At 40.5% G+C, this 19,811-nt stretch carries 15 protein-coding genes; 10 read left to right on the top strand and 5 right to left on the bottom strand.

The genetic code is table 11. The annotated features are described in order from the left end of the window. Positions 1–107: 107 nt before the first annotated feature. Positions 108–590, bottom strand: a complete 483-nt coding sequence (gene trmL / locus J3U68_RS10350) for a tRNA (uridine(34)/cytosine(34)/5-carboxymethylaminomethyluridine(34)-2'-O)-methyltransferase TrmL (RefSeq protein ID WP_267376729.1) — start codon at positions 588–590, stop codon at positions 108–110. A 1,212-nt stretch (positions 591–1,802) separates the two neighbouring features. Between trmL and J3U68_RS10345 the strand changes: the two genes are divergently transcribed. Next, complete coding sequence (locus J3U68_RS10345; protein ID WP_267376727.1) at positions 1,803–2,546, top strand: SPL family radical SAM protein; 744 nt, start codon at positions 1,803–1,805, stop codon at positions 2,544–2,546. 1,588 nt (positions 2,547–4,134) lie between these two features. Here the strand turns inward: J3U68_RS10345 and J3U68_RS10340 are convergent. After that, positions 4,135–4,959, bottom strand: a complete 825-nt coding sequence (locus J3U68_RS10340) for a MetQ/NlpA family ABC transporter substrate-binding protein (protein WP_267376725.1) — start codon at positions 4,957–4,959, stop codon at positions 4,135–4,137. A 132-nt stretch (positions 4,960–5,091) separates the two neighbouring features. On the opposite strand from J3U68_RS10340, the gene dinG reads away from it, so the two are divergent. The 3 genes from dinG to rpsI all read left to right on the top strand — a co-directional run bounded on the left by dinG (position 5,092) and on the right by rpsI (position 8,186). Next, positions 5,092–7,224 (top strand): ATP-dependent DNA helicase DinG, encoded by a 2,133-nt coding sequence (dinG, locus tag J3U68_RS10335; RefSeq protein WP_267376723.1) that lies wholly within the window; start codon positions 5,092–5,094, stop codon positions 7,222–7,224. A 131-nt stretch (positions 7,225–7,355) separates the two neighbouring features. After that, positions 7,356–7,784, top strand: coding sequence for a 50S ribosomal protein L13 (rplM, locus tag J3U68_RS10330; RefSeq protein WP_267376721.1), 429 nt, complete (start codon positions 7,356–7,358; stop codon positions 7,782–7,784). Positions 7,785–7,793: 9 nt separating this feature from the next. Beyond that, a complete protein-coding gene (gene rpsI, locus J3U68_RS10325) occupies positions 7,794–8,186 on the top strand; it encodes a 30S ribosomal protein S9 (protein WP_267376720.1) in 393 nt (130 codons plus the stop codon). A 1,158-nt stretch (positions 8,187–9,344) separates the two neighbouring features. On the opposite strand, the gene J3U68_RS10320 is transcribed toward rpsI, so the two are convergent. Beyond that, positions 9,345–10,217, bottom strand: a complete 873-nt coding sequence (locus J3U68_RS10320; protein WP_267376719.1) for a lysophospholipid acyltransferase family protein — start codon at positions 10,215–10,217, stop codon at positions 9,345–9,347. Positions 10,218–10,324: 107 nt separating this feature from the next. Between J3U68_RS10320 and metK the strand changes: the two genes are divergently transcribed. The 6 genes from metK (at position 10,325) to J3U68_RS10290 (ending at position 18,316) form a co-directional block, all read left to right on the top strand. Next, a complete protein-coding gene (gene metK / locus J3U68_RS10315) occupies positions 10,325–11,494 on the top strand; it encodes a methionine adenosyltransferase (RefSeq protein ID WP_267376718.1) in 1,170 nt (389 codons plus the stop codon). A 752-nt stretch (positions 11,495–12,246) separates the two neighbouring features. Then, complete coding sequence (locus J3U68_RS10310) at positions 12,247–12,741, top strand: MarR family transcriptional regulator (protein WP_267376716.1); 495 nt, start codon at positions 12,247–12,249, stop codon at positions 12,739–12,741. 18 nt (positions 12,742–12,759) lie between these two features. Beyond that, positions 12,760–14,208: an efflux transporter outer membrane subunit gene (locus tag J3U68_RS10305; protein ID WP_267376714.1), complete on the top strand. Its 1,449-nt coding sequence runs from the start codon at positions 12,760–12,762 to the stop codon at positions 14,206–14,208. A gap of 37 nt (positions 14,209–14,245) precedes the next feature. Further along, the gene (locus J3U68_RS10300; RefSeq protein WP_267376713.1) at positions 14,246–15,442 is read left to right on the top strand and encodes an efflux RND transporter periplasmic adaptor subunit; all 1,197 of its coding nucleotides are present in this window, start codon (positions 14,246–14,248) and stop codon (positions 15,440–15,442) included. A gap of 178 nt (positions 15,443–15,620) precedes the next feature. Next, positions 15,621–17,150 carry a DHA2 family efflux MFS transporter permease subunit gene (locus tag J3U68_RS10295; RefSeq protein WP_267376712.1) on the top strand — a complete coding sequence of 510 codons (1,530 nt, stop codon included), beginning with the start codon at positions 15,621–15,623 and terminating at the stop codon, positions 17,148–17,150. A 239-nt stretch (positions 17,151–17,389) separates the two neighbouring features. Next, positions 17,390–18,316: a lipid A biosynthesis lauroyl acyltransferase gene (locus J3U68_RS10290; protein WP_267376734.1), complete on the top strand. Its 927-nt coding sequence runs from the start codon at positions 17,390–17,392 to the stop codon at positions 18,314–18,316. A gap of 139 nt (positions 18,317–18,455) precedes the next feature. Here the strand turns inward: J3U68_RS10290 and J3U68_RS10285 are convergent, their stop codons facing one another. Next, positions 18,456–19,043, bottom strand: coding sequence for a uracil-DNA glycosylase family protein (locus J3U68_RS10285; RefSeq protein ID WP_267376711.1), 588 nt, complete (start codon positions 19,041–19,043; stop codon positions 18,456–18,458). A gap of 119 nt (positions 19,044–19,162) precedes the next feature. Next, the gene (locus tag J3U68_RS10280) at positions 19,163–19,786 is read right to left on the bottom strand and encodes a CHAP domain-containing protein (RefSeq protein WP_267376708.1); all 624 of its coding nucleotides are present in this window, start codon (positions 19,784–19,786) and stop codon (positions 19,163–19,165) included. Positions 19,787–19,811 lie beyond the last annotated feature (25 nt).

Below are 19,811 nucleotides of genomic sequence, written 5' to 3'. Positions count from 1 at the left end.
ACACCCTTTTAGAAGAACCCAGTATATGATACTGGGTTCTTTGCTTTATACCTCACTAAAGCAGCCGAAAGGCTGCTTTAGTTATGGCTACTGCTACAATGCGGCTTTTAGATCAAACTTCTAAATCCCTGCTGTCGCAATGCTTCATACAATACTATTGCTGCTGCATTCGACAGATTCAGCGAGCGGATGTGGGTGGTCTGAGGAATGCGCAGGCAGTGGTCTGCTCTGGCCTGGGCGAAATCTTTAGGCAGACCCGTGGTTTCGCGACCAAAGAGAAAATAGATATCTTGCTCGTTGTCGCTATAGTCGTATTCTGTGTAATTGCGTGTGCCATACGTCTCAATTAGATAAACTTCTGCATTGGCCTGTGCTTCGGTCATGGCTATGAACCTATCTAGGCTGTCATGATAATGAATGTCGACATGGGGCCAGTAATCCAGACCGGCACGTTTAAGCATACGGTCGTCAGTAGAAAAGCCAAGAGGATGAATTAAATGCAGGCTAGTGCCAGTACCGGCACAGGTACGGGCGATGTTGCCGGTATTTGCTGGTATTTGAGGTTGATATAAAACGATGTGCAGGCTCATTTAAATGAATCAATAAAAAAGTATTTAGTTTATATCAGATAAAACAGATGTTGTAGTGCTAATTTAATCATTGATAATAAACAATTTGTATTTCTTAATTGTGGATTTTATTTATCTGATTCTAATATAGATAAATTATTATCTGAAATAAAACGGGAAAGGGGAAATATAATTGAATGATTAAAGTAAGTGGTATCAATCTATATTTTGAAAAATCGGGTAAGGGAGATGCTTTGATATTGTTGCATGGAAAGGGTGAGGATTACAGTATTTTTGCTCCGCTATTACAGAAATTCCTACAAAATTATATAGCTATGCAGTGGATAGTCGTTATTATGGTTTAAGTGAAAAAAATGCTGTTTATGACATCGATGTGATGATGGCTGATATTTATGCGTGGATTAAGGCTCTGGCTATTAGTCCGGTTAATATTCTAGTGTTAGTGATGGTGCGATCTTTTCTCTGCAGTTTGCTCTGCATGATCAGTCTATGATGTCCAACATAGCATTATTAGAGGTAAATCTCTCGTCTGCGAATTTTAATGCCGAAAGTCTTAAGTTTGTGCAACAGTACTTTGAACAAACGGGTGATCCGCTCTGTAAAATGAAGTTATAGCAGCCAAATATTGATATTGCTTCTCTGTAGAAGGTTACTGCGGCAGCTTAGGTGATTGGAACGGAAAATGAAATTGATCACCCTAAGGTATTTAGCTCGATTGCTCTTGCTTTACCCATAGCAAATTGAAAATGTGCCAGACCATGATCATAAAAAAAATGTGACGAGATTGTAAGAGATGTCAGAATAAGCTGAATAATATGCTGTATTTTGGAAGGGGTTCGACAACAATAAGAATAGGGCAACAAGAAAAATGGTATTCCAATAGAAATATGCTTTGTGCAGTAAAATGTGTTTTCAGCTGCAAACTATTTTGCATGTATGGTTTCGCCCAACAGTAAATCGTCGGTTTGCTACTTAATTGGGTATTTGCAGAATTACCATTCGGGCAGGTGAAAATAGGAATGCATCAATAGGAATGATGGTATACAGACGGTATTAGTCAATGCGATTAACCAGTTATCGATCAGAATGGTGATAAACATCTCTTAAAGTAGTCTTTTATCGGCGTGATAACTAGGAATCAAAATATAGGGTCTCTCAGCCAGGGCGTTGATATTTTCGGCTTTTGTTTAACTTAAAAGGGGGGATAATTCGATGAAATATCATGAATTAGACTGCAAAAGTGTTATTACTAAATCTAAATTACCAGATACTGATTATGTAGTAAATCCTTATGTTGGTTGCAGTTTTTCCTGTTTATATTGTTACGCTAGTTTTATGGGAAGATTTGTCGGCGAGTCAATTGAAAACTGGGGGAATTATGTTTATATAAAGAAAAACTCAGTAGAGATATTTGAAAAACAATTAAAAAAACTTTTAGATAAAAAGCTGAAATCGACAATATTTTTTAGTTCGGTCACCGATCCATATTTGCCTATTGAAAAAAAGTATCAACTCACACGAAAGATGCTTGAAGTATTGAAAAATAATCATTACTTAGGCTTGGTCAGCATTCTCACAAAGTCGGCTTTAGTACTCAGAGATATCGATGTATTACAAGAATTAAAAGATGTTGAAGTAGGTTTTACTATCACTTCAGCTAAAGATAGTATAAGTAAAGCTTTGGAGATCAAAGCACCATCTATAACCAGTAGATTGCATGCATTATCTGAATTAAATAGTCAAAATATTAGAACTTATGCATTCATTGGACCACTATTGCCCCATCTTGTTCAAAATCCTTTAGAATTAGAATCTCTTATTTCTCTGGTTGCTCAAACCGGGACTAAATCTGTTTATGTTGAGCAGATGAATTTAAGTTCTTATATAAAACAAAAAATAATTTCATCTGATAAAACGTTGGCAAATACCTACCTATCTATCTTTACAGAAAAATAAGATGCAATTAAATGAAGATTTCATTCGGGGTTTGCTTGATAAGTATGGACTTCACTTGCGGTTAGGAAATGTGATTGAACATAACAAATAAGATGAAGTTAGATAAAAAGAAATGATAAAGTTGCATGTGTATCAATTTAATCCTTTTTCTTAAAGCAAGGTTAGATGGTTATGGCGCAAGCGCTAGATTAAAAATCCGTTTATGACAAAATTTTGATTCAAGCTAATGTAGGCTATTTAGAGACTGAGAAAAGAACAAGATGATTTACAGATAGGCAGTATCAGCTCGCGCCAATTGGTATTTCTTATAGTAATAAACCGTTGATCATTGTTGTCTCAATAAAACAATAAAATAATCAGCAAGATTGGGTTGCCGTAGCCTATTGGCGTTATTTTAGGGTACTGCATCAATGATTCACACCAGTTCATATTAGAAACTTATTGAAAGACATCTGTTCAGATTGTTTTCACGCCTTAAGTTTGCTCAAAGAGCCAGCAGTAAAGACCGGAATAAGGTTCTTTATGAAGATATGGCAGGCGATGAAGGTTTATATGATCTTGATCGCTGCAATACTTATTGCTTGGGGTGGATGGAATTCTATAGCGCGAGAAAAAGGCATTTTATTGCTATCTCTCTAGACAAATGTTAGGGTGTTTAATCTATCTAAATAAGCCAGAGTGACTCACCATTTGAAAAAGAAGCAGTTACTATACGCAATGAAGGGAAAATTTGATAATTTAGTCAGTAATAATTATCAAGTGGTGTTTGAGCAATGAGTATTGTGTTTGAATTAAGTCAGGCACTTGATTGGTCATTAGTGAGTGCAATGAGTTCAGATAGTCAATGAGTTATCAAAGAATAGCTGGCTAATTGCCACTAAATTTAAACTGGTTAACATGGTTATTTCAGTAGGCAATTATTTCAATTCATCGCAGCAATGTTATTTTTTTCTAAATATTTAGACTGGCTATCCAAATATTAATGCAGTTTATTAATTGTATATTGACTACAAGTATTCAATACAAGTTTAAATAGGAAAATTGCAAAATTTGACAAGTTAACCATTGCAACTATCAACTCATAGGATGGTGGTAAAAATTAAGATAAATGCCGGATAACTTACTCCATATTTCAGAAATTATTTTTTATTCTCCGAAAAATTAATGAATTAGATAGAATACCTAGCTATTTGGGGTAGTTGAATTTTATAACCTACTGCATTTAGTCTCTATTTTACTAAATCATTTTAGATCATATGACTACTGCTGTTTTTGTATCATCCTGATGGGCACGTTATTTTTTAGGTCTTCTCCATCATGTTTAATGAGTGCTACTTAGTACTGGCTGCTAATGTGATACTGCTCCTCTATAATCTAAACTGATGAGATCATGAGGTGTTATTAGGTTGCGATGAGCGACCATGATACCAGTTTGCACAGTTGAAATACTTTGTGTGACTGAATTGTTTTATTTGAATGTTGTTGGATGGCGCTTTGTTTAATGTCGGCAGCGAACGATAAACATGATTGGCCACTAATATTTGAAGACTATTAGTGGCAAAGTGTTGAATATTTAATATTAGTGGTGTTATTCTGCCTGTGGCATTACCCACATCTGATGTTGGTGGTAATGCTGCATAAATTGTTTAAATTCAGGTGACTGATAGGCTGCTTTCAGGTCTTTTGCCCATTGGGTGTCTCGATTTTTTTCGTTGATGGCTACCACCATTTCCATTTCCGGAATGACTTTTTCACGTATAACTGCTTTATTCGGATCCATTTTGGATTGAAAAGCAATACCACCGGAGGCAAAACCATAATCGACTTCGGACAGTATGCGTGGAATCAATACTGAATCCACTGTTTTGATTTTCAGTTGTTTAGGATTGACAGCAATGTCTTCAGGGGTAGCCAGTATTGGATTGGTATTGGCTTTAAGTTTAATCAGTTGGTGGTCAGTTAGGACACGCAATGCACGTGAGGTATTAGCCGGATCGTTAGGAATTAATACTGTTGCACCATTAGGTGACTGTTCAAATGAAGTATATTTGTCGGAATAATACGCAGCCGGCAAAGTAGGAATGTGCACTAATGGATAAAGGTGTGTGCCTTTTTCACGATTAAATACATTGATGTAGGCAGTGTGCTGATCAAGATTGAAGTCAACCTGACCATTATCGACAGATTGATTATTCACTTCTAATGTAGAAAACATCAGGGTTTTAATACGATAGCCTTTTTTTTCCAAAATGGGTTTGATGCCTTGTTCAAAAATATTGCTATAAGGCATGGCAGAGGCTCCGAATACCAGTTCTTTTTTGGTAGATTCCACTGTTTCCTTTGGTTGTTCTGAACATGCAATTAAACCACTAATGATCAGGCAAGATAGGATAAAATAGATAATTTTTTTCATGATGTTCCAGATGAAATTTGCTGTGGAATTTCAGTATATAATCATGAATCAGTATTTAATATACTGATTTTTAATAACTTTACTACTAAATGGTATAAGCAGTTTTAATTTTGCTTACTTTTTAGAATAAATATGCTCACTGATTTAGAAAAACACGCCATTCGCGACCATTATCAGAATATTGCTCTGAGTTTGCCCAATTTCCGTCCTCGAAAAGCGCAACGAGAAATGATTGCGGCCATCGCCAATGCCTTTTCCCGTAGTTTGCCACAGGCAGAAGGCGAGGAAGCACCTAAGCGTAATGGGGAGTCTATTTTGGTGGTGGAAGGACCTACCGGCGTTGGCAAAAGTCTCGCTTATCTGCTGGCCGGTGGCATCATGGCGCAAACCCGCCAAAAAAAGTTAGTTGTCAGCAGTGCAACTGTCGCATTACAGGAGCAGTTGGTTGGTCGTGATCTCCCATTTGTAGTTGAACATAGTGGTTTGAGTCTCAGTTTTGCTTTGGCCAAGGGGCGCGGGCGGTATTTATGTCCTTATAAGCTATATCAGTTGACGCAACTGAATGCACAGGACAGTTTGCAAGGATTCGAGCAACCCTCATTGTTATGGGATAGAAAACCAAAAAAAGAAGAAATAGCTGTGCTGCGTAATTTGGCTGATCAATTCGCTTCTCGGCAATTTAACGGTGATCGTGATACCTGGCCGGAACAAATAGATGATCAACTGTGGCAAAAGGTGACCAATGACCGGCATGGTTGCCTTAAGGCAGCCTGCCCAAATCGGTCTGAATGTCCGTTTTTCTTGGCGCGAGATACTTTAGAAAATGTGGATGTTGTGGTGGCTAATCATGACTTACTGTTGGCCGATATCGGGATGGGTGGAGGTGTGATTCTGCCAGCGCCGATCAATAGTTTTTATTGTATAGATGAAGCTCATCATTTGCCACAAAAAGCATTACAGCAGTTCGCTGCAGAGCACAGTCTGAATCAAGCAATGTGGTTTCTTGACCGTGTCGGCAATGTGGTGGATAAAGTCGCTGGTGTGCTGGATAAAAGTGAGCTGGCCGTTGCAGCTACAGAAGCGGCTTCCGGTTTGCAGGAAAGTTTACAGGAGTGGTTGATTCAACTAGCAGAAGAGCCTGATTTGAGGGTTGAGGAAGGCAAGAATGATAGCAGTTGGATCTGGGCTAATGGACAAATACCTGCCCACTTAGCCGTATTGGTCAATAATACAGCTGTATGTGCCAGAATGTTATTAAAGCATATCAATAGTTTAAATGAAGCGTTATCGGTGGCTCGACGAGATAAAAATCAGGATGGAAGTTTTTTAGATTTACTCAGCGGTGATTTGGGCTTGCTGTTGAGCCGAAGTGAACAGCTTGTCAGCGTATGGGATTTGCTGGCTACAGAAGTCGTGGAAGGTGAAGCGCCCCTAGCCAAATGGATTAAACGCCTAATTGGTGACAAAGTAGATTATAGTTTCCATGCTTCACCAATTAGTAGTGCCGCTAAATTGGCTTATGGTCTATGGCATCGTGCCGCAGGTGCGGTTTTGACTTCAGCCACTTTGCGTTCATTGGGCAATTTTGATTTATTATTGCAACAAACGGGGCTGAAGGGAATGACTGATACTGCTATGTTGGCATTGGACAGCCCGTTTCATTTTGCCGAGCAAGGGGAACTATATATTCCGGCTTTAACAGCCAGCCCCAGAGAACCGGCTGCACACACAGCTGAAATTGTGCAATGGTTACCCAAATTAATTAATGCACATGAAGAAATTGGAACGCTGGTGTTGTTTTCTTCGCGCAAACAAATGCAGGAAGTGGCTTTAAAATTACCTGATACCTATTTGCCATTATTATTGGTACAAGGGGAATTACCGAAACAGGTACTGTTACAGCGCCATCACGATGCAATTGATGCCGGTAAACCGAGTATCATTTTTGGGTTAGATAGTTTTGCTGAGGGGCTGGATCTACCTGGTGAGCTGTGTGTGCAGGTGATTATTGCCAAATTGCCTTTTGCCATGCCGGATAATCCGATTGAAAAAACGCGTAACCAGTGGATAGAAGCGCGTGGAGGTAATCCGTTTATGGAAATCACGGTGCCTGAAGCTAGTATTAAATTGGTTCAGGCAGTTGGTCGTCTGATTCGAACAGAAAGCGATTATGGTCGTATCACCATTCTGGATAACCGGATTTTAACTGCGCGTTACGGCAAACAACTTCTTGCTTGTTTGCCACCATTTAAGAGGATCGGCTGACGCGAGAAAAACGTTTTCTCTCTCTGGCCAAAGCAATATGACGTGTCATATCTTTGTAGAACAGCAATTGACAATTGATTGATTAATCTTTAATATTAGAAACTTTCGTATAATTATCTGGATTAGCTCCTATGAAAACCTTTTCAGCTAAGCCGCATGAGGTGAAGCGTGATTGGTATGTGGTTGATGCACAAGACAAAGTTCTTGGTCGTCTGGCTGCAGAAATCGCTCGCCGTCTTCGTGGCAAACATAAGCCAGAGTACACACCGCATGTTGATACTGGTGATTACATCATCGTAATCAATGCTGACAAATTGCGTGTAACTGGTCAAAAACAGACTGACAAAAAATACTACCGCCATTCAGGTTATCCTGGTGGTATTTATGAGCGTACTTTTGCCGAAATGCAAAACCAATTCCCTGGTCGCGCGTTAGAAAAAGCGGTTAAAGGTATGTTACCTAAAGGCCCGTTGGGCTATGCCATGATCAAGAAACTGAAAGTATATGCTACTGCAGAACATGCTCATGCTGCTCAACAACCTAAAGTTTTGGAAATCTAAGGACACGCAATGAACGGTAAATATTACTACGGCACGGGTCGCCGCAAAAGTTCAGTGGCTCGTGTTTTCCTACAAAAGGGTAACGGTCAGATCATTGTTAATGGTCGTCCGCTGGATGAATTTTTTGGTCGTGAAACTGGCCGCATGATTGTTCGTCAACCATTAGTGTTGACTGAAAATCTGGAAGCTTTCGATATTAAAGTAAATGTTGTTGGTGGTGGCGAAACCGGACAGTCTGGTGCAATCCGTCATGGCATTACTCGCGCATTGATCGATTATGATGCTGCTTTGAAACCTACACTGGCTGCTGCTGGTCTGGTTACTCGTGACGCACGTAAAGTTGAACGTAAGAAATTTGGTCTGCGTAAAGCACGCCGTGCTAAACAGTTCTCTAAACGTTAATCTGTATTGTTATATTTCAAGCAGTTTACGAATTCAAAAAAAAGAGCCTTTAAGGCTCTTTTTTTTACAGGTAATGTTCGGAGTAAACAGTAAAAATTCAATTCTTTTATGAATTAAGCCTAGTACATATGGCAGAATTTATAATACTGGCATTTTTTGCTCTTGATGACGTAACCTGTATGGGGCAAATCTGTCTGAACCACAAAAGTGGGGAGGACATGCAAAATAAGTCAGGCTTGATATATATATAAAATAGTTTATTCTAATTGATAAAGTAAAAGGGGTTGAATAAAAATCATACTTTATTGGCGGGAATTTGTATGCTACATGGTTGCGGGAAAATGATAATGACCAAGTTAAAAATGCTTTAAATAGTTTTATCGTGGCTTTATTCACTTGAAGTGTATCCAATCAATTAATGCTGCTAATCATAGGTAAGTGCGTTGATTATCTGACCAGATTATTGAATAAATAAATTTGGCTCTGAAGTTCAATTATGACCAATAAGTATAAAACTTTATTTATTGTGTATCGTTTAGAAAAATATCCTGATGCTGTAAACATAACCCGAAAAGTTAATGATTTATTGATTAAGTGGTGAGGGGCTATATTTGCAGTTGATGCAAATAAATCCCACTAATCAGGAAAGATTCTGCCAATAATGATGACATTTATGTATTGATAACTGGTTCACTTAGTATAGGTATTATTTTATTTTGTAATCAGATGACAATCTATTTTCGAACAAAGCATAGTCAATAAGGTTAATAAAGTTCATTTTTCCTTGCAACTTTAATTATCTTGGTTTTTTAAATGATCATTTATAAATAGATCTAACCCAGATGATGGGTCTTGATTCGTGTTTAGTTGTGTTTAATTTTTCTAAAAAAAAGATTAAGCTTTGCGTGTATGCTTCTAGTTAAAGAAATTCGCTATATTCAAAAATTAGAAAAGCTAATTCTCTTGCTGTTAGGTGAAATAGGAAATGAAATACGCGGTGTTTCTTGCTGTTATTTATTTTAAATTTTTGAGTTTCCAGCCTGAGTCTGTAATATTTATTACCAATAATGATTAGACTTGAGGGACAAAATTTTTAATAGCTCAAGTTAAAGTGATAATGTCCATTTTAGCCAAAATATTCGTATGTTTAGACCTTTTTCAGGAATTCGTTTTAGCTTTACGTGATTTATATCGGTTGTAACCAAATAAATATTGTGCCGGAAAGCGTGTTACCCATTTTTCAACATTATGGTTAATCACTTGCGCATCCTGTTGCCTATTTCCGGTCAATGTGCCTTCAATTGGCGCGATATGTAAGGCAAAGCCGCGACCTTTGGGTAGGCGTTCACCACAGAAAAATAGGGTGGTGACTTTGGGCATGATGGCTAAGCGTGAGGCAAGGGTCATGGTGTAGGCTGGACGATCAAAAAAGGTTGCCCAAACGCCTTCGCCTTCACCAGGCACTTGATCCGGTAGGACGATGGTGGCTTCTTGGTTTTTTAATGCCCGCACAACTTGTTTTACTCCTTGCATATTGGCAGGAGCAGTATAGCCATTATCCCGCACTCGACCATTATTCATCACGCTCTCAAGCCAGCTAATTTTGGGCGGACGATACATCGCAGTCAGGGGAAATGGCAATTTTTCACTCAGATAACGACCAGCCAAATCATAATTGCCCAGATGAGGAGTGATAAGCAGTAAACCTTCTTGACGTTCAATGGCTGCGTCGATATGTTCCCAGCCGTGTACTTCTTTAAATAATGATACAATATGCTGGCTGGAACGCGTCCAGGCGATGGTCAGTTCCAGCCCACTTTTCATGGTTTCAGCAAAAACCGCTTTGACCAGTTTTTCGGTTTCTTGGTCGTTGGCAGTAAGTTTGCTAGAATGAACGTTTTCGGTTGTGCGTTTACGTTCGTTGCTGGCCATGTGAAAGCCAAGTCGGCCAAGTAAAGAACCTATGCTTTGCATTAGAGGCAAGGGGATTAATGCCAATAGGGAAAAAAGGATATATACCAGCTTTTGCATCTGTTTTTAATCTCAAATCAAAATTTGGATGACATTGTAACAAAAGCACCCGATAAATGTGCATTAAGCATGAATTTTGTATTTCTATCAGAAAGTATCTGCAAATTATGAGTGAATTTCTGTTTACTTCTGAATCGGTTTCTGAAGGTCATCCAGATAAGGTTGCTGACCAGATCTCCGATTCTATTTTAGACGCCATCCTGACTCAGGATCCTGGTGCACGAGTCGCAGCTGAAACGCTGGTCAATACTGGTCTGTGTGTTTTGGCCGGTGAAATTTCCACTCGGGCTCATGTGAATTATATTCAAGTTGCGCGTGATACGATTAAGCGTATTGGGTATAACTCGTCTGAGCTGGGATTTGATGCCAATGGCTGTGCAGTGATGGTATGCTATGACGAGCAATCTCCAGATATCGCCCAAGGGGTGAATGAGGGAGAGGGTATGGATTTGGACATGGGGGCTGGTGATCAGGGGCTGATGTTTGGATATGCCTGTGATGAAACACCAACAATGATGCCCTTTGCAATTTATTATGCTCATCGTCTGATGCAGCGACAAAGTGAAGTACGTAAAAGTGGTGAGCTCCCTTGGTTGCGACCTGATGCTAAGGCTCAGTTAACCTGTGTTTATGACAGTGAAACCGGTAAAGTAAAACGGATTGATACGGTGGTGTTGTCAACTCAGCATGAACCGCACATTGAACGGGATGAGTTAATTGCTGCGGTGAAAAAGTTTATTATTGAACCGGTATTGCCAGCAGAAATGTTGACCGCAGAAACCCAATATTTGATTAATCCAACTGGACGCTTTGTTATTGGTGGTCCACAGGGAGACTGTGGTTTGACTGGTCGTAAGATTATTGTTGACACATATGGTGGGGCTGCTCCGCACGGAGGCGGTGCTTTTTCGGGTAAGGATCCAACTAAGGTTGACCGCTCTGCTGCCTATGCCTGTCGATATGTCGCTAAGAATATTGTCGCTGCAGGTCTGGCCAGTCAATGTCAAATCCAGATTTCTTATGCTATTGGTATTGCTCAGCCAACTTCTATCGCAATCGATACATTTGGAACGGGTAAAATCACTGAAGAAAAGCTGATTCAGATTGTACAGGAACATTTTGATCTACGTCCGAAAGGCATTATTAAAATGCTGGATCTGCAACGCCCGATTTATGCAAAAACCGCTGCGTATGGACATTTTGGTCGTGAAGAACCAGAATTTACCTGGGAAAGAACTGATAAAGCCGAGGTGTTACGACAGGCGGCTGGTATCTAAATGAGTTAGATTGAAAAAGTTGTCCAGACGGACAACTTTTTTTTGTCTGATTGGTTAGTGAATATATGATAAACAAATTAAATGAGTTTATGCAGATTAGGCAACCTAGTTGCTCAGTGCTGTATAGCAACGAATTCTAAAAATTATTCTATTTTTATCAGCCAACTCATTGATATTTTATGCCATCAATTGCTAAGAATTTTATGTTTTTGTACAGGGTTATAATGCAATTATCTGACAGCTTGATGTAAAAGTTATTTTGATCGATTTGATGATTCGATTAAATAATTAATATCAGGTAAATAAAGTGAAATATTCTGATCATTTGCTGTGTTATTAAATATAATTTCTTTGTAAATTTTGATCTGATTGTGTGTTTGACCGTTGAGGCGAAGCTGCTGGCGTGGGCTTGTTTGTTCAGTTAGAAATGGGTGTTGGATATATGGAAAACTGATCAGCCTGTGGGTTGGCGTGCACATATTTTATGGGATTAAATTTTAGTTTAAGTGAATTTTAATTTGACAGGTTAATTGAAATTTAGATAGTGAACGGTACTGTGCAAGACGGGATGATTAGATAGTCGGTTTTGACTGAAAAGCAAGGTGTACAAATACATGCTATCGGTTGATAAGTAATCATTTTAATTGATTTATTAGGGTATAATTTTTATAGGCAAATTATAAACCTCATTGATAATAAGCTTGTTAATTATTATAATGGTTTATTTATCAAGATTTAGAGGGATTATAATAATGAGCCAAACTCTTTCTGCTCCACAATTGGAGGCAATGTTAGAAGCGCTGGCCGTAAAAATGCCTAGCTTGAATATCGAATTGGTCATGCTCAGCCGATTGATTCGTTTAGTTCATACCAGTATCCACAGTGAATTAAATGCACGAGTGCACCAACATAATTTATCCGAAAGTTTGTGGCATGCCTTGCTGGCAACTTATGCACAACCAAATCAAGAAATTTTACCGTCTGAGTTAAGTAATATTCTGCATTTAACCCGTACCAGCGCAACGCGACTGTCTGATGAATTGGTGCAGAACGAATGGATAACGCGGACTACGCATCCTGTTGATCGGCGTAAAATTATGTTGAAACTAACAGATGCAGGTGAGCAATTGATTCAGGAGGTTAGCCCTGAAACTAATGAAGTGCATCATCGGATCTGGTCAGCTTTATCTAAACAAGAGTGTGAACAACTGCGGCAGTTGCTATCTAAATTATTATACGCTGCTTAGTTTTTTATTGAGAGTTACATGAAAACAACCGTATCTGAGCGAAGATTACGTTCATTTTGTTGGATCCTGAGCCCCTTAACTTTTTTGGTTTTATCAGCATGTGCCAATTTTGGCCAGCAACCAGCGCTGGAAAAACCAAATGATGCTGCAAGTTTACAGTTACCTGACGGACAGTCCGCGCGGGTAAAACTAAACTGGTGGCAAGAATTGAATCAGCCGTTGCTCAATCAATTAGTGAATGATGGTTTATCTAATTCACCTGATTTGAAAATAGCAGCTGCACGCATTGCTGAGGCCGAAGCTCAATGGCGCGGAGCTAAGGGGGCTGCTGGTGTGCAAGTAGGCTTGCAGGCTAATGGTGTCGGCGCATATCTGAGCCCAAAGCCAAAGTCTGATCGTGATGGTGATAGTCCGAATCATGTGTTCAGCAATGAGATGGCTGCGGTGGCAGTTGGCTATACGTTTGATTTTTGGGGCAAGCAGAGTAATCTGGTGAAGTCAGCCTTAGGGATGCGTACGGCGGCGATGTATCAACAGCAACAGGCTAGATTGCTGTTAACCCAAAGTATTGTTGCGCAATTTACGCAATGGCAGTCGTTGCATGAGCAAACTGAGATTTTGCGGCAGAGAATAGCTGTTAATCAGCAACGACAACAGTTGGTATTGAAGCGGATTCGTGCTGGTTTGCAACCGGCCAGTGATGAATATGCGCTATCACAGACCATTTTAAGTTTGCAAAGTGCTTTGCGTCAGACTCAAGCAGAATTGCTGCGCACGCGTAACAGTTTGGCTATTCTGAGCGGTCGGTCTCCAGATCAGTTAGCGGGGATCAGTTCGCCAAGTTTTGGCCGGGTTCCTGTTATTGCGGTGACGGGATTACGTGCTGATATTCTCTCTAATCGTCCAGATATTGCAGCTCAGCGTGCGTTACTACAATCTAATTATTTCGGCATTAAATCGGCAGAAGCGGCTTTTTATCCAAATATTGAGATTAAGGGGCTAGCTGGTTTGTCACATGTTGACGCATTTGATTTATTGCATTCTTCTTCGCGAATGGTGAGTATTTTACCGGCGATTAATTTGCCTATTTTCACTTCCGGCAGTTTGCAGGCGGCGTTGTCTGGTAAGCGTTCTGCCTATAATGAACAGGTTGCCCAATACGATAAAACGGTTTTGACCGCATTACAGCAGGCGGCAGATGCGATGAGTGATTATCAACAAAGTGTTACTGCTGTGCCTCTACAACATGAGTCCTGGCAGATTGCCAAGAAAAACGCGGCGGCGAGTAGCAGGCGTCAGGCTGCTGGTTTGGACAATGCGCTAAACCGGTTGCAAAAGGAAGATGCTGCTTTAATTGCCTATGCTGATTATATTCAAACAGCAGCCTGGCAGCAGCAAAGTTGGAATAGTTTGCATGCTGCTCTCGGTGGGGGTTTTCACCGTGCAGATGATCAGTCAACTCGTTGATATTTTTATTTTATTGAATTAATTGAGCTATTTAAGTATGAGTGAACAAACACAAAAAGTTGAGGCAATACAAGAAGCTCCGGCAACGGACAATCATGCCGAGCAACGTATACCGGCTAATCGTAAACGGAAGTTGATCGGGCTGACACTGATTTTTTTGATTATTGCGATGGCATTCTTGCTGATGTATTTCTTAGTCTGGCAGCATGAAGAATCAACTGATGACGCCTACGTGAATGGTCATTTGGTGCAGATTACACCGCAAATTACCGGTACCGTGCAAACGGTCAATGTTGATGATACTCAAACGGTAAAAGCAGGTCAGGTTTTGGTCTCACTGGATGATAGTGATATGCAACTGGCGTTTGAACGCGCCCACCATGATTTGATTACTGCTATTCGCCAAAATAAACAGCAAACGGCACAGTCTGCTCAGGCTAGAGCGCAAGTTATCGCACAGCAGGCACAATTAAAACGTTTACAAGCGGATTTAAGACGGCGCGAAAGCTTAGCTGGTACTGATGCGATCTCCGCTGAGGAGTTAAACCATGCGCGCGATGCAGTGGTTGAAGCTCAGGCTCAGTTGAAAGCCATTCAAGGTCAGGAGACTGCTGCTCAGGCGGTAATCGGTAATAATGTACCGTTGCGTCAGCAGCCTTCAGTCATGACTGCTATCAGTCGTCTGAAAAGTGCTTGGTTGGATTTGCAACGCACTAAAATTAAAGCTCCGGTAGATGGTCAAATTGCAAAACGTAATGTTCAACTCGGACAAAAAGTAGCGACCGGTTCGCCACTGATGGCTGTGGTACCACTGAGTAATGTCTGGGTTGATGCTAACTTTAAAGAAAGTCAGTTGGCGAAAATCCGCATTGGTCAGCCAGTTAAAATCACCGCAGATGTTTATGGTAGTAAGGTAACTTACCATGGCAAAGTTGCGGGATTGTCAGCCGGTACCGGTGCAGCATTTTCTTTACTGCCTGCTCAGAATGCTACTGGTAACTGGATTAAAGTGGTGCAACGTGTGCCTGTGCGTATTACGTTGGATCCTAAAGAGCTGGCGGCGCATCCACTGCGTGTTGGTCTTTCAATGGATGTTGAAGTCAATACCCGCGATCAGAATGGTCAGGATTTGACCGCTGTCAGCAATGTTGGCAGTGCCGATGAAATGACGCCAGTTGACTGGACACCGATCAATGAGATGATTGAGCAGATTTTTGCTCAATACGCATCTTAATTTCTTCTGGCCAGACCTGATTCAGACGAATTAAGCCGGTATTTCTTTGCCGGCATACCAATTCTGCACATGGTTTGGCCTTGTTTAATTGTGATGCAGTGACAAGGTGCTGGGTTGAATCAAGGCTTATCGTTGTTTGACGTACCCTGCGCTTGTTGTTGCACTAAGGCTGGTTTGAATGACGCATCCTCCATTAAAAGGTCCAGCTCTGGCTTTGATTACAGTGGCTTTGTCTTTGGCTGTATTCATGCAAGTATTGGATTCAACTATTGCCAACGTGGCACTCCCAACCATTACTGGTAATCTGGGTGCTGCCAACAGTCAGGGTACTTGGGTAATTACCGCTTTTGCGGTTGCCAATGCTATTTCAGTGCCATTGACGGGGTGGCTGGCTCGGCGGTTTGGTGAAGTTAAAGTTTTTGTAATTGCAACAGTTTCTTTTGTAATCGCCTCATTTTTATGTGGCATTGCCTCAAGTTTGGCTTTATTGGTGTTTTTCCGAGTGGTGCAGGGCGCTGTAGCCGGACCGATGATTCCGTTGTCACAAAGTTTGCTAATGGCTGCTTATCCACCCGAAAAACGATCCATGGCACTGGCTATGTGGTCGATGGTGATTATTGTGGCACCGATTTTCGGTCCCATTCTCGGTGGCATTATCAGTGATAACTGGCATTGGGGCTGGATTTTCTTTATCAATGTTCCGATTGGCTTACTTGCTGCCGGTATTTCATGGCAAATGCTCAAAAATCGTGAAACGGAAACGGTGTCTCAACCAATCGACCGCATGGGCTTGTCACTGATGGTTGTTGGTGTGGGCGCTTTGCAGATGATGCTAGACCGTGGTCATGAGCTTGACTGGTTCTCTTCCAACGAGATAATTACTCTGGCGGTGATTGCAGTGGTCTGTCTGGCTTACTTTGTTATCTGGGAATGGTATGCTAAGTTTCCGATTGTTGATCTACGGCTATTTAAAGACCGCAACTTTACTGTTGGTGTGGTTACCCTCAGTACGGCATATATGACTTATATGGGGGCGATAGTTTTACTGCCGATGTTGTTGCAGATGCAGCTAGGTTACACCGCCACTTGGGCGGGGCTAGCTACTGCTCCTATTGGCTTTTTCCCTGTATTGCTTTCCCCATTGATTGGTAAATTTGGTAACCGCTTGGATATGCGGGTACTGGTTACCATCAGCTTTACGGTATACGCGATTTGTTTCTTCTGGCGTACCAATTTCAACGCGCAAATGGGGTTTATGGATGTGTTTTGGCCACAGTTTGTACAGGGTATCGGTATGGCCATGTTCTTCATGCCTTTAACCCAGATTACTTTGTCAAATATGTCTGGTTCACAAATCGCTAGTGCTTCCAGTATCTCTAATTTTGTGCGTATTTTGGCCGGTGGTATCGGTACTTCCATGGTAAACGTATTGTGGGATAAACGTGAAGCTCTTCACCATACCCATTTGGTGGAAAATATTCATCCCTATAACAGTACTCTGCAGCAGTCAGTACAGGGCATGAATCATATGGGTATGAGTGGTGTGCAGCCCTTGGGGGCTATTGAGCAAACTATTGGTCAACAATCCCATATTATGGGTGCCAACGATTTATTTTGGTTGTATGGTATGATTTTTCTGGTGCTGATCGCTTTGGTGTGGTTTGCAAAACCACCGTTTGGAAGTGGCAGCGCTGGTGGAGCTCATTAAAAGGGAAAGCAAAACGGTCTGTTATACAGACCGTTTATTTAACTCCAAACTGATCGATTTCCACCCAATTTGATTGACTGAAAAGATTAACACTGCATATTAATCTAACCATGTGTATCGATACTGAAATGGCTTATTACGCCTCATTATGAAGCAGTATATTTAAAAAAACCTGATTAGCACCATTTTATAGACAGATCTGAATGTAAATAAATTCACTTTTGTGTACCCGAACTACCATTCGTTGCCGAAAAAGCAAAAGAAATTGGAAATTGAGCTTCATGTTGATGAAATTAGGATTTGGTTTTTTGTACCTTGTGCAAATGCTTCCATTATGTGCCATCCACGCATTGGCCAAAAGTGTGGGCTGGCTCAGTTATTATGCTGTAGCCCCTAGAAGGCGAATCGGTTTAATTAATTTGCGCCGGTGTTTTCCACAGTGGACAGAACGGCAGCGTCGCCAAGTTTTACGCGAACATTTCTATCATATGGCCATGCTGTTATTGGAATATGGCGTATATTGGTACAGTGATGCTCAACGTTTAAAAAAAATGGTGCGGTATCAGGATAAACACTATCTTGATGATGCTTTGGCGAGCGGAGAAAAAGTGATTTTGCTGTATCCACACTTTACCGCTTTTGAGGCGGCTGTGTATGCACTTAATCAGGATGTACCGCTAATCAGCGTCTACTCCCATCAGAAAAATAAACAGATGGATGAGCAAATTCTCAAAGGTCGGCATCGATATAACAATGTCTTTTTGATTGGGCGCACCGAAGGGCTACGGGCCATTATAAAAAAAATCCGTGCAAGTAATGCCCCGTTTCTTTACCTGCCAGATCAGGATTTCGGCCGGCGTGAATCAATCTTTGTGAATTTTTTCGGTATCCCAACCGCAACCATCACCGGATTGAGCAGAATTGCGGCTTTAACGAAAGCAAAAGTTATTCCCGCCATTCCCACGCGAGAACCTGATGGTACCGTAACACTGCGTTTTTATCCTGCATGGTCGGATTTTCCCAGTGAGGATGTGACTGCGGATACACAGCGCATGAATGATTTTATTCAGGCTCGAGTTTGCGAAACGCCTGCACAATATTATTGGTTACATAAACGGTTTAAAACTCGGCCCGAAGGTGAAGCCTCTTTCTATAGCAAAGAATAAAATCCTTCAATCTGTCAAAAACAATTCAAGCCAGACTTTAAATTTTAAAAGTCTGGCGTATTGCTTTAAACCATTAATATTTTTCAGGACAAAATAACAGCTATTTATTGAATTATGTTGGAATATTTACCCGAGGTGGTTAAATAAGACCGATGGATTGAAAATAGTGCTGATATATTTCTGCTTTTTTTTCTAAGGCAAGGGGATAGGCCCGGGAAGAAGAGGGAAGGCGGCTTAGGGTTAACTGTCGTCCAGCTACTTGAGTGTGACTCGGATGACCAATTGTGGGCACCACAGTATCTGTTGGCAACAGTTGGATCAGAGTAGAAGTTGCTTTGTCACCAGTAGTCATAATGTGCTGACAACAGGGTATTTGCTGTAATAATGCCTGCAGATTAACAGGCGTGATAACTTGAAGAAATTTATCTGCTGCATTGTTTTGTAGTCGTCGAATTTGCAAACAGCTATCACTGATGGCGATGCCATAATGTTGCAGAAACTCTTTAATCAATGTTTCATTAAAGGCTTTATGATTGTCAGAAAAAAAGTAGTGTTTATTGTGAAAAAAGATCAAGCCAAAAATTCGCCACATATCATTTTGTAAATTGGGATAATAAAAATTCATTTTCCAGCGAGCGCGCGGCGGTGGAAAAGAGCCCAACATTAATAATTTTGCCTGAGTTGGCAAAAACGGTTTTAATGGATGAGTTTCAATTTGATCATTCATCTTGGGTATTTATTGATAGTTGTACAAAATGATAAAAATAGATCATGCAACAAATTAAACACTAATCTACACACTGTAAGCAAAGAAGTATCTTTTGATTTGATCTGCCTGTTCTAAGCTCAAAGAGGCTGCGTATGCGGTTTTCTTAAATAGCCTAAAACACGGAAATGATCTATTTTCCATTTTCCGTTTTGATAGATCAAAGGATAAGTTACCCGACTGGGTGAATTTGGGCCAGGGTTTTGCTGCACAATTTCAATTTCATGATCGTTTACCTGACTGATAATAGCCACATGACCATGTTTGCTCCATCCAAGCACAATGATATCTTCCACCTCAGGTTTAGTCGGAGAACCATTGTGAAATTGCAGCAAATTACGTTTCGGGTTAATCTGACCATCCATCACAGCTGCATCAAAAAAATCTTTGGCATGTCCATAACTATCCGGCATTTTATGATTAAATCGCTCATAATAATATCGCTTGATAAACTCTACGCACTGATATTTTTGCCCCAAGTTATAGCCGTCTTTGCTCAGATTGCGCCCACTAACATTACCGACAGAACCATTATAGTAAACTTTAACGCCGTTAAATTGATCAATAACAGTGCCAATTTTAGACCGATCTACTGCAAGATAGCCAAAATGAACTATTGCATAACTGATAGTGGCTAATATAACTATACCGAACAAAAAGCTTTTTTTATATTTTGCAAAAAACGTGTTCTGAAATATTTTCATTAAGATCCAATCGTATATAAACCTC

The organism is Snodgrassella sp. B3882 (assembly GCF_026535915.1).
Lineage (GTDB): Bacteria > Pseudomonadota > Gammaproteobacteria > Burkholderiales > Neisseriaceae > Snodgrassella.
This window is presented reverse-complemented; position numbering and strand designations above follow the sequence as displayed.

Bases quoted from the DNA above. Each gene is read 5' to 3' on its own strand.
- J3U68_RS10295 (WP_267376712.1), top strand. From the start codon at position 15,621: ATGACGCATCCTCCATTAAAAGGTCCAGCTCTGGCTTTGATTACAGTG.
- J3U68_RS10340 (WP_267376725.1), bottom strand. From the start codon at position 4,959: ATGAAAAAAATTATCTATTTTATCCTATCTTGCCTGATCATTAGTGGT.
- dinG (WP_267376723.1), top strand. From the start codon at position 5,092: ATGCTCACTGATTTAGAAAAACACGCCATTCGCGACCATTATCAGAAT.
- J3U68_RS10310 (WP_267376716.1), top strand. From the start codon at position 12,247: ATGAGCCAAACTCTTTCTGCTCCACAATTGGAGGCAATGTTAGAAGCG.
- metK (WP_267376718.1), top strand. From the start codon at position 10,325: ATGAGTGAATTTCTGTTTACTTCTGAATCGGTTTCTGAAGGTCATCCA.
- trmL (WP_267376729.1), bottom strand. From the start codon at position 590: ATGAGCCTGCACATCGTTTTATATCAACCTCAAATACCAGCAAATACC.
- J3U68_RS10345 (WP_267376727.1), top strand. From the start codon at position 1,803: ATGAAATATCATGAATTAGACTGCAAAAGTGTTATTACTAAATCTAAA.
- rplM (WP_267376721.1), top strand. From the start codon at position 7,356: ATGAAAACCTTTTCAGCTAAGCCGCATGAGGTGAAGCGTGATTGGTAT.
- J3U68_RS10300 (WP_267376713.1), top strand. From the start codon at position 14,246: ATGAGTGAACAAACACAAAAAGTTGAGGCAATACAAGAAGCTCCGGCA.
- rpsI (WP_267376720.1), top strand. From the start codon at position 7,794: ATGAACGGTAAATATTACTACGGCACGGGTCGCCGCAAAAGTTCAGTG.
- J3U68_RS10305 (WP_267376714.1), top strand. From the start codon at position 12,760: ATGAAAACAACCGTATCTGAGCGAAGATTACGTTCATTTTGTTGGATC.
- J3U68_RS10280 (WP_267376708.1), bottom strand. From the start codon at position 19,786: ATGAAAATATTTCAGAACACGTTTTTTGCAAAATATAAAAAAAGCTTT.
- J3U68_RS10285 (WP_267376711.1), bottom strand. From the start codon at position 19,043: ATGAATGATCAAATTGAAACTCATCCATTAAAACCGTTTTTGCCAACT.
- J3U68_RS10320 (WP_267376719.1), bottom strand. From the start codon at position 10,217: ATGCAAAAGCTGGTATATATCCTTTTTTCCCTATTGGCATTAATCCCC.